The organism is Pseudomonadota bacterium, from assembly GCA_039815145.1.
In the GTDB taxonomy this organism is placed as follows: domain Bacteria; phylum Pseudomonadota; class Gammaproteobacteria; order Steroidobacterales; family JBCBZW01; genus JBCBZW01.
Genome location: JBCBZW010000051.1, coordinates 23,416 through 33,484 on the forward strand (window position 1 = coordinate 23,416; position 10,069 = coordinate 33,484).

General features: G+C 66.3%; 12 protein-coding genes. 1 reads left to right on the forward strand and 11 read right to left on the reverse strand.

Annotated elements, in window-relative coordinates; genetic code table 11:
• Positions 1-5: 5 nt before the first annotated feature.
• From rng to AAF184_13920, 9 genes are all read right to left on the reverse strand, one after another.
• Positions 6-1,490 carry a ribonuclease G gene (gene rng / locus AAF184_13880; protein ID MEO0423423.1) on the reverse strand — a complete coding sequence of 495 codons (1,485 nt, stop codon included), beginning with the start codon at positions 1,488-1,490 and terminating at the stop codon, positions 6-8.
• An 82-nt stretch (positions 1,491-1,572) separates the two neighbouring features.
• Positions 1,573-2,190 (reverse strand): nucleoside triphosphate pyrophosphatase, encoded by a 618-nt coding sequence (locus AAF184_13885; protein MEO0423424.1) that lies wholly within the window; start codon positions 2,188-2,190, stop codon positions 1,573-1,575.
• A 17-nt stretch (positions 2,191-2,207) separates the two neighbouring features.
• Entirely contained in the window at positions 2,208-2,705 is a 498-nt protein-coding gene (rlmH, locus tag AAF184_13890) for a 23S rRNA (pseudouridine(1915)-N(3))-methyltransferase RlmH (protein ID MEO0423425.1), read from the reverse strand.
• 3 nt (positions 2,706-2,708) lie between these two features.
• Positions 2,709-3,068 carry a ribosome silencing factor gene (gene rsfS / locus AAF184_13895; GenBank protein MEO0423426.1) on the reverse strand — a complete coding sequence of 120 codons (360 nt, stop codon included), beginning with the start codon at positions 3,066-3,068 and terminating at the stop codon, positions 2,709-2,711.
• A complete protein-coding gene (gene nadD, locus AAF184_13900) occupies positions 3,068-3,757 on the reverse strand; it encodes a nicotinate-nucleotide adenylyltransferase (GenBank protein ID MEO0423427.1) in 690 nt (229 codons plus the stop codon). Before nadD ends, rsfS begins: the two co-directional genes overlap by 1 nt.
• Positions 3,754-4,761 carry a DNA polymerase III subunit delta gene (gene holA / locus AAF184_13905; protein MEO0423428.1) on the reverse strand — a complete coding sequence of 336 codons (1,008 nt, stop codon included), beginning with the start codon at positions 4,759-4,761 and terminating at the stop codon, positions 3,754-3,756. The genes nadD and holA overlap by 4 nt, the downstream gene beginning before the upstream one ends.
• A gap of 89 nt (positions 4,762-4,850) precedes the next feature.
• Positions 4,851-5,330 (reverse strand): hypothetical protein, encoded by a 480-nt coding sequence (locus tag AAF184_13910; GenBank protein MEO0423429.1) that lies wholly within the window; start codon positions 5,328-5,330, stop codon positions 4,851-4,853.
• Positions 5,323-5,832: an LPS assembly lipoprotein LptE gene (gene lptE, locus AAF184_13915; protein ID MEO0423430.1), complete on the reverse strand. Its 510-nt coding sequence runs from the start codon at positions 5,830-5,832 to the stop codon at positions 5,323-5,325. Before lptE ends, AAF184_13910 begins: the two co-directional genes overlap by 8 nt.
• A complete protein-coding gene (locus AAF184_13920; GenBank protein MEO0423431.1) occupies positions 5,829-6,779 on the reverse strand; it encodes a class I tRNA ligase family protein in 951 nt (316 codons plus the stop codon). Before AAF184_13920 ends, lptE begins: the two co-directional genes overlap by 4 nt.
• 184 nt (positions 6,780-6,963) lie before the next feature.
• Here AAF184_13920 and AAF184_13925 point away from each other — a divergent pair, with 184 nt between their 5' ends.
• A complete protein-coding gene (locus tag AAF184_13925; GenBank protein MEO0423432.1) occupies positions 6,964-8,145 on the forward strand; it encodes a GGDEF domain-containing protein in 1,182 nt (393 codons plus the stop codon).
• 65 nt (positions 8,146-8,210) lie between these two features.
• Here AAF184_13925 and AAF184_13930 read toward each other — a convergent pair whose 3' ends face one another.
• On the reverse strand, positions 8,211-8,501 hold the full coding sequence (locus tag AAF184_13930) for a hypothetical protein (protein ID MEO0423433.1): 291 nt from the start codon (positions 8,499-8,501) through the stop codon (positions 8,211-8,213).
• A 26-nt stretch (positions 8,502-8,527) separates the two neighbouring features.
• Positions 8,528-10,069, reverse strand: a 1,542-nt coding sequence (locus tag AAF184_13935) for a S8 family peptidase (protein MEO0423434.1), incomplete at its 5' end; no start/stop codon positions are given.

Genomic DNA, 10,069 nt, shown 5'->3' on the forward strand with positions numbered 1-10,069 from the left:
GGGCGCTACATGAGCACGACATCGTATTGGTCCTGCACGTAGCTATCCTCTTGCTGCAAGCGGATGGGGCGGCCCGTACCCTCTTCGAGCGCGGCCAGCGCGGAAGATTCTTCGTCCAAGAGCACTTCGATCACCTCGGCGCTGGCCAACAGCATGATCTCCTGGAAATCGAAGCTGTTCGACTGGCGTGCGATTTCGCGAAATATCTCGTAGCACACGGTCTGCGCGGTCTTGACCCGACCCTTGCCGTCACAGGTTGGACACGCCCCGCACAGCAGGTGTTCCAGGCTCTCGCGCGTGCGCTTGCGTGTCATCTCCACCAAGCCGAGGGGGGAGACCTCACAGATCTGCGTGCGCGCGTTGTCCGTGCTCAGGTGGCGTTCGAGCGAATGCATGACCTGGCGCTTGTGCTCCTGGTCCAGCATGTCGATGAAATCCACGATGATGATGCCGCCGAGGTTGCGCAGGCGCAGCTGTCGGGCGATCGCCTCGCTGGCCTCGAGATTGGTGCGGAAGATCGTCTCTTCAAGGTTGCGGTGACCGACGTAGGCGCCCGTGTTCACATCCACCGTGGTCATGGCCTCGGTTTGATCGATCACCAGGTGGCCACCGCTCTTGAGCGACACGCGCCTGTCCAAGGCCCGCTCCAGTTCGTCTTCCACACCGTAGAGATCGAAGATGGGCCGCGGGCCGTCGTAGTACTCGATACGCTCGCTGAGCTCCGGCGCAAAGGTGCGCGTAAAGCCAACCATCCGCCCATAGGCGGACTCGTCGTCCACCAGCACGCGCTCCATCTCAGAACCGAGCAAATCTCTTAGCAACCTGGATGCCAGCGGCAGATCCTCATGCACCAGCTCGCCGGGGGCCGTCTCGATCGCGCGCTGGGAGATCAGCCCCCAGAGTCGGCGCAAGAAAATCATGTCGGCCCGGAGCGCCTCGACGCTCGCTCCCTCGCCAACGGTGCGCACGATGTAGCCGCCGAGCTGCTCTCGCTCGCTCGCCACATTGACCAGGTCCCCCACCACCTCGCGCAAACGCTGACGCTCAGCCTCGTCTTCGATGCGCGACGACACGCCGATGCCCTGCCCCTTCGGCAGGTACACGAGGTAGCGCGAGGGAATCGTGATGTAGGTGGTCAACCGGGCGCCCTTGGTGCCTATCGGGTCTTTTAGGACCTGGACCAGGATCTCGCGCCCCTCGCTCACGAGTTCGCGAATGCTCTCGGCGCGAGGACTCTCGATACCGTCCTCATCCAGCTCCGGCGGCGCGATATCGGACGCGTGCAGGAAGGCCGTGCGCTCGAGGCCGATATCGATGAACGCGGCCTGCATCCCCGGGAGCACGCGCGAGACGCGGCCCTTGTAGATGTTGCTGACCAAGCCGCGATGGCTCGCCCGCTCGATGAACACCTCGTGCAACAGACCGTTCTCGAGCAGCGCGGCCCGGGTCTCGCGCGGGGCAACGTTGACCAGCACTTCCTTGGCCACCACGCGCCGACCACTCACGCCGGCGCCCCCGGTGACGATGGTGCTGGACGCGGTGGCACCGCGAACCGGCGGATTGGCGGGCGTATCAGACAACGTGCACCCCCACGGCCGCGAGCAATTTGACTGTCTCGAATAGGGGCAAGCCCATCACTCCCGAATAACTGCCGTCGATGCGCTCGATGAAGGCCGCGCCCAGCCCCTGGATCGCGTAGGCACCGGCCTTACCGTGCGGTTCCCCACCTTCCCAGTAACGCGCGAGCTCGCCATCGTCCAGCGGACGAAAGCGAACGTCGGTCACCGATGTCGCTTGGTGCACGGCGCCGGCCCGATCGCCCACCGCCACATGCGTGAACACCTGATGGGCACGGCCGGACAAGCGTCGCAGCATTCCTAAGGCATGCGCTCGGTCACGCGGTTTTCCTAAGGACTCGCCGTCGAGCACTACTGCTGTATCGGCCGCCAGCAGCGGCACCGAAGGGCCGGCTTGCTCATGAATCAGGCGCGACGCAGCTGCCTCAAGCTTCATCCCCGTCACCCGCCTGACGTAATCCACCGGTGCCTCGCCAGGCCGCACCGATTCATCGACGTCGACCGGGTATTGCCGGGTACGCAGGCCCAACTGGGCCAGCAGCGTAGCGCGGCGCGGCGACGCCGACGCCAGCCACACCTCGAATCCGACATCCTCTGCGTGCGTTGGTGCCATCAGCGCTTTTGCCACCCTCACCGCGACACGGCGCTGGCCGGCGCGGCGCGATGGTAGGGGTGCCCCACGGTAACAGTCCAAGCACGGTAGAGCTGTTCGGCCAACACGACGCGTGCGATGGCGTGGGGGAGGGTCAGGGAGGACAAGGATAGACGCTCCTGAATACGCGACCCAAGGGAGCTATCCAGCCCGTCGGCGCCGCCGATCAGAAACGCGAGATCCTGGCCTTGCTCCCGGCGACGCTGCAGCCAAGTGGCGAGGCCTTGCGTGTCGACCTGACGGCCATCGACTTCCAGGGCCACCACGTGGTCTCGCGCCTCGAGCTTGGCCGTGAGCCGCTGAGCCTCCTGCGCCATCGCCTTCGCGGCATCGTAGCGCGTACCGCTGCGGGCGCCGGGGGCGATCTCCACCAATTCGAGCGGCAGATCGCGCGGTAGTCGACGACAGTACTCGTCTACAGCGGTGTTGACCCAAGCAGGCATGCGCGTGCCCACGGCGAGTAGGCGCATGCGCATTGGCTAACGTAGGTCGTTGGCGAGATCTGCGCCGCCGAAGCGTTGCGCATCCCACAGCTTCTCGAGCTGATAGAGATCGCGAATCTGAGGCAGCATGATGTGCAGCACCAGATCGCCGAGATCCACCAGCACCCATTCGCCCTGGGTTTCCCCCTCCATGCCGAGGGGCGGGACGCCCGCCGCCTTCGCCGCTTGCACCACCTTGTCTGCCAGAGCACGCACGTGTCGATCCGAGGTGCCACTGGCCACCACCATGGTGTCCATGATGCTCGTGAGCCCGCTCACATCGAGCACGCGGATATCCCGCGCTTTGAGCTCCTCGAGCGCACCCTCGACCAGTTCTGCTAGCGCCGCTTGCGTCATCATGCCGTCTGCTCGCCCTCCCCGGTGCTTGCCGAATCGCCGGACCCCTCGCCCGGTTTTCGGTAACAGCCCGTTTCGAAGATGATCTCTCGTACCGCCTCAGGCATCAGGAACCTGGGGTCGTGACCGCGTGCGATGAGCGTCCGCACGCTGGTGGACGCGATCTCCAACTGGGTGACCGCGTGAATGTAGATGTGCCCACCGATCGATTCGTGTAGGTCACCGACGGTGCCGGTGCCACGGTCGACCAACAGCTCTCCCAGCGGACCGGTCGCCGGCGTGCGCCAACCGGGGCGATGCGCCACCACCACGTGCGCCAACTGCAGGATCTCGCGCCAATGGTGCCACTTGGGCAAGCCGATAAAGGCGTCCATGCCGACGATCAGCAGCAGGGGTCGGGTCGGAAACTCAGCGCGCAGATCGCTCAGCGTATCGACCGAGTAGGAAGGCCCCTCCCGCCGCAGCTCACGGTCATCGACGGTGAACCCCGGCAGGTCCTGCACCGCCGCCTGCACCATGCGCAGGCGCAAGCTCGCATCGGCCATGGGCTGATCGCGGTGGGGTGGGGTGCCGGCCGGCATGAACCGCACTTCGTCCAGGCGCAGGGCGCGCTGCAGCTCGAAGGCCGTGCGCAGATGCCCGTAGTGCACAGGATCGAAGGTGCCACCAAAGACGCCGATGGCACTCATGCCGTTACTCCACAAACGCTCACTACCAATCCCGTCACCACCGTCCAGGGGTCTACACCCGGTCGCGCCCCCTTCACCACTTCATCCGCGTACCCGGCCTGGCGCAAGGCGCGGTGGATACCCGGCAGGGTCAGGCGCCGTGCGGCACTCGCCAACAGACGTTGGCGTCTCGGCCAGACCCCGCGCATCGCCTCCGCCTCCGGTCGCCCGGTGGCCAGGGCCCAAGCGATGGCCGCCAGGGAGCGCAGCTCACGGGTGAGCGCCCACAGCACCAAGGTCGGCTCCGCACCCTCTGCGCGCAGACCGCCGAGCACACGCAAGGCGCGCGGTGCGCGGGCGGCCAGGGCCGCGTCCGCCAGGGCGAAGACGTCGTAGCGGGCACTGTCGGCCACCGCCTCCCGCACCGCCTGCTCGTCGAGCGGTCCCGGCGAGTGCAGCAGAGATAGCTTGTCCACCTCCTGGGCCGCGGCCAGCAGGTTGCCTTCCACCCGGTCGGCGATGAGGGCCGTTGCCTCACGACTGGCCTCGAAGCCCCGTGAGCGCAAGCGCTGCGCGATCCAGCTCGGCAGCTGCTGCAGGTCAGGCGGCCACAGGGCGAGGTGCTCACCGGCGCCGGTCAGCGCCTTCACCCAGCCGGCCTTGGACGTGGTCTTGTCCAGCTTCGGCGCGATCACCAGGAGCAGCGTATCCGTCGGCTCCGCAGCCAGAAAATCGCAGATCGCCTTGTCTCCGACCTTGCCAGGCTTGGCCGAATTCAAACGCAGTTCGATGAGCCGCCGTTCAGCGAAGAGCGACAGGCTCGCACCCTCCGCGAGGAGCTGCTGCCAGTCGAAGCCCCGCCCGGTGGTAAAGGTCATCCGCTCGGAGAACCCCTGACTCCTCGCCGCCTGGCGGATCGTGTCGCAGGCTTCCATGACCAGCAGAGGCTCATCCCCGCTGACCAGATAGGCGGGCTGGAGGTCCTGCTGAAGGTGGGTGGCGAGATTGTCGGTGGTCAGCTTCAAGCGGTCATCCGTTGAAATCCCGATAGCCATCATAACGTCGCGTCCGCGCGGGCGCACCGCAGACGGGATCGGCCGCGATTCGACCCGCCTTAGAGGGGCGCCAAGCGGCGGGCGGCGAGCCACTCCCGGGCCTGTTCCGCCTCCGTGTACCACCAGCGCCGCGCAGATCCGAGGCGAAAGGTGTAGCCCCAGGTGTCCATGTCGCTCAGCATCCGCTCGCGCCCCACGTCGGGCAGTTCGTCCGCCAGCAGCACCTGCAGCGCGCACACGGCGCACTCCTCCTCGTCGTCGCCGCCGGCGTCCGTGTGCAGACGAGCCCGCCGGGCGTCGTCCATGCAGACGTAGTGGGACGCTTCGTGAAGCACCGAATGCACGGGCGTGTCCGGCCGCGCGAGCAGGCGGTGCGCGACCAGCCCTGCCTCAGCGTCGCCCCAGTAGGAGCCAGGAACGACCTGCTCGGGGGCGAGCAGTTCGAAACCCAAGCCAAGCCGCGCCAGGAGAGCGCTCAAGGCGCGCTGATCCACGTCGCGAACGCGCAGCACGCCGCGCGCGGACGGCCGGTCAGGCATCCTCGCGGGCGAGTAGGTCCAGACGCCGGAAAAACCTGTTCACCAGATCGGTGACCAACGCGTCCTTTAGCAGCTGCGCCTCGCGACGCTTGCCGAGGATGTCGTTGGGATCGAAACGATAGTCGCGGGTCACGGTGATTTGCTCGTCGCGGATCAACACCCGATTCCCTGCCCGCAGCTGGAAGCGTACGGTGTGGTACAGCTCCAACTCCTCGGGCACCCCCGTCGCCGAGACCGACAGGATGCGCTCGCCTGCCTCATCCTCCAGTAAGCGCAGCACGGCTGAGGCCTGGGCGCGGTTGGCCACCAGGGGCTGACCGCGCGCATCCATGGTCCGCCGCAACGCGACGGCGAATTCGCTGCTCGCGTCAGCGGCTTCCAGGTAGGTGGCGCGCATCTCATCGGGCAGATCGCCCGTGCCCTGGAGGGTGAAGCCGCAGCCGGCGAGCACGGCGCACAGCACCGCCACCACGCCCCACCTCATCGCTTCAAAGTGCTTCATCCGGTCACCACCAGATTCACCAGCTTACCGGGCACCACAATTACCTTACTAATTTGCTTGCCTTGTATGTTTCTAGCGACGTTGACGTTAGCCCTGGCGAATCCTTCCACCCGAGCGCGATCGGCCGCTCGCGGCAGCACGATGCGCCCGCGCAGCTTCCCGTTCACCTGCACCACCCACTCGACTTCCTCACGCGCGAGCGCCGCCCCATCGATCGGCGGCCATGGCGCGTCCATCAAAGTGTCCTCGTGACCCAGCCCCTGCCACAGCGCCTGGGTGAGGTAGGGCGCGATGGGCGAGAGGATCAGCACGACCGTCTCCAGGGCCTCCTGCGTGACGGCACGTCCCGCCTCGTCCATCTGCTCGAACTCGATCACGGCATTCACCAACGCCATGATGCCCGCGATAGCCGTGTGGGACGTACGGCGACGACCGATGTGATCGGTCACCTTGGCGATGGTCTCGTGCGTCCGCCGACGCATGGCCCTGGCCTCGTCATCCAGCGCGCGGCGATCGAGCGCCTGGGTGGGGCCGCCGTAGGTGTGCCGGTAGATCAACCGCCAGAGCTTGCGGAGAAAGCGCCGGGCGCCCTGGAGAGCGCTCTCAGTGCATTCCAAGCGCTGGTCAGGGGGCGAGTTGGAGAGCAGAAACAAACGAACGGTGTCCGCCCCGTAGGCGTCGAAGATGGGCGCCGGATTCCATTCACCATCCCTGGGTGGGTCTTCCGCCACGGGCCAATCGACCGCGCACGGCTCGGCCTCTAGCGGTGCTCGGTGCAGGCCCTGCATGCGTTGGTAGCGCGCGCTCACATCACGCATCACGCAACGTCGCAGGTGCTCCAAGGACATGTCCGCGACGTTGCTACGGATGGCGCAGACGCTCCTCGCCGCTGCCCATCGCTCCCGTACCCGTGCCTCGATCGGCGAGGGATCGTAGATGGCCTCCATCCGTACGCCTTTCCCGTTATCCAACCGCCGCCGGTCGCTGACTCGGTGGGGTGCGCAAGCACCGAAGTGATGCGGCCGAGGATAGCACTGGCCAGCAGCGGTAAGGTCCACGACAGCGCGCTCAACTTGCTCCCGACAGCCGAATCCGGTTCACTGGCGGGTCTGCCAGGGGGGAGGGACGAGTGTGAGTCCCAAACACACCGGCCGCTTGAAGGCGGCCCTGCAGGCGCGGCTGATCGCCATCCTGTACTGCCACATTCCAGCGACGGTGCTCGGGGCGCTCATCGTGTTCGGCATCAACCTGGCCTACTACGGGAGCGAGCTACCTGTCGCTTCCAAGTACTGGTGGATAGGACTGACACTGGCCTTCGCCGTGGGGCGCAGTGCGCTCTACGTTGCGCACCGACTTCGCCCTGCGCTCACGACCCCGCTTGCCTGGCGCAACCTCCACGCGGCTACTACGTTATGTCACGCGGCGGCTTGGGTCGTCAACGTCCACGCTGTGGTCTCCCTCGGCTCTCCGCCCGAACTCACCATCGCCGTCATTTCCGTGGCTGGGGTGGTGGGCGCCGCCATCGCCACCACCTCGGCCTCCATCGTGACCTTCGGTTGCTTCACCGTGCCGCTGGCCCTCGCCCTGCCGCTGCTCATGTGGCCGCTGGAGAGCGACTTCGACTACACGCTGATCGCCGAATGGCTGGCCTGGTTCACCTTCATGCTCATCTCCGGCCATCGCGTGCATCACACGCTGGTCACGTCCGAGCAGAACCGATTGGAGAAGGAAGCGCTCGTCGAAGAGCTCAAGACCTTGTCGGAGCGCGACCCGCTCACCAACCTCTACAACCGGCGCCGCTTCGCTTCGCGGTTGGATGTGGCGTGGCAGGAGGCGCGGGCGAAGGGCTGCGCCGTGGGCTTGCTGGTCGCGGACATCGACTACTTCAAACGCTACAACGACGCCGTGGGGCATGGCGCGGGCGATGAGTGCCTGCGTGCCGTCGCCGATGAGCTGGAGAACTTCTGCGCGAGGAACGCGGCAGAGACGCTACTCGCACGCTACGGCGGAGAGGAATTCGTTGTACTGCTGCCGAACACGGATCCGACCGAAGCCGCCAAGCTGGGGGAGGCCCTGCGTGCGCACTTGGAGCAGTGCGCGATACCGCACCCAGACTCGAGCATCTCTGCGCACGTCACCCTGAGCGTCGGCGTCGCCACCCTGCCGCCGGAAGAAGAGGAGCGCGAACCGCTCTCGCTCTTCCGCGAAGCGGATCTAGCGCTCTACCGCGCCAAGTCCAGGGGGCGCAACTGCGTGGTGGCCGCGGAGCTGGCGACGCCCGCCACCGGCAGCCACGAACGCGCTGCCAGCTAAAAAAAAAGAGCGGCCACCGAGCTTCCCCGGTGACCGCCTACCCAAACACTAATGAATCTATCAGGTCAGCGCAGCTGCACGCTCTCGAGGCGTCCTAGGGCGGCACGTTGACCGAGCGTGAGCGGGGCAGTCACCCCGTCCGCATGGCGCTCGATAAGACCCGGGTCGACCCCGAGGCGCAGGAGGATGATCTGCGCATCACCTCCCCCCAGCGTAGCCACCGTGACGCGCTCGACCGGGTGCGGCGCGGGCGCCCCGCGCACACCGAGGTCATCCCCCGGTGCGCTCAGGACCGGGGCGCCGGCGGCGCCGGACACCCCGAGGACCAACACGATCGACATGATCAGCTTATTCATCGCTTTCACTCCTGTCGCTCGTGGGCCTAGTCGCCGCGGCCGACGGCATCCTGACTGATGGAGCCATCGCTCCACAGGTAGCCGTCGCTCCACAGGTACGCATCACTCCAGAGGTAGGCGTCACTCCACAGGTACGCGTCGCTCCAGAGGTAACCGTCACTCCACAGGTAGCCATCGCTCCAGAGGTAACCGTCACTCCACAGGTAGCCGTCACTCCACAGGTAACCATCGCTCCAGAGGTAACCGTCGCTCCATAGGTAGCCGTCACTCCACAGGTAAGCGGCGCCCCACTGAGCGGAACCCCACAGCTCGGCCGTGTCCTCGATCAGGATCACCGACCCCTGGTTCGAACGGGACATCTTCGGCGACGGGGCGGTGGCGGCGAAGCCGTTTTGCGCCAGGGCGGCCTGCACGTCGAGCACACCCGCTCCAACCTCCACCGGATCGCCGGCGATCTTGCGCGCGGAGCGCATCAGGCGGGCCTTGATCGTGGCCGGATTCAGCGAGGGATCCTGCGCCAGCATCAATGCTGCCGCGCCGGAGACCACGCCTGACGCCATGCTGGTGCCGGACATCTCGAGGTAGCTGCCGCCGTTGCAGTCGAGAAGGCACTCGACCACACCCTCGGGCAGCTGGTCCTTCAAGTTGGCGTGGCCAGCCACCGCTGCCACCACGCGGTTACCCGGCGCCAGCAGATCCGGCTTCAGGAAGTGGTCGTACATGGTGGGCCCACGCGAGGAGTAGCTCGACACGTAGTCATCGGCGAAGTTCGCACCCGTGGCCGCATCCGTCACCGAGCCCACGGTGATGATGTTGCGCGCGATGCCGGGACTCGTGATGTAGAAGTTGCCGAGGGAACCGTAGTTACCGGCCGAGGCCACCACCACGATGCCTTCGTCCCACAGTGCTTCCACGGCCTGCACTAGCGGATCGAACTCAGCAGCCGTCTCGACCGCCTTACCCAGGCTCATGTTCACCACACGAATGTTGTACTGCTTGGCGTTGTTAGCCACCCAGTCCAGGGCGCTGAGCACACCGCTGACCGTGCCCCTGCCGTCGCCGTCGAGGACGCGCAGGTCGTAGATCGGCGCCTGGGGCGCAACACCGCGGTACTGACCGAGGGAGCCGAGACCACTACCCGACAGGGCGCCGGCGACGTGCGTGCCATGACCGGCCGGATCGCGGTCCGTGATGAAGGCGTTGGGGCCTTCCGCGTAGAAGCTGCCCGCGCTGGTGTTGTGCTTGTTGTCACAGTGCACGGCGAGCAGGTTGTACTCGCCCGCCCACGCCTTCGTGGTGTCGTACAGACCCAGCTGCAGGCGGCCCTGCTCCGGCCAGTTGTCGAGCTTACTCGACGCACTCACCGATCGGGCGTAGACCTGCTGCGCATCGACGAAGACACGCAGGTAGCGATCGGAGCCGAGCTTGGCCACGATGTGTTGGGGAACGCCGTTGCGGTGCGGCGGCATCCAGTTCGCCACCAAATCGCCCTTCGTCGTCTTGATGCGGAATCGCATTCCACTGTGACCAAGATCTTCGAGCTCGAAGGAGTTGTTCGAACCCACGCC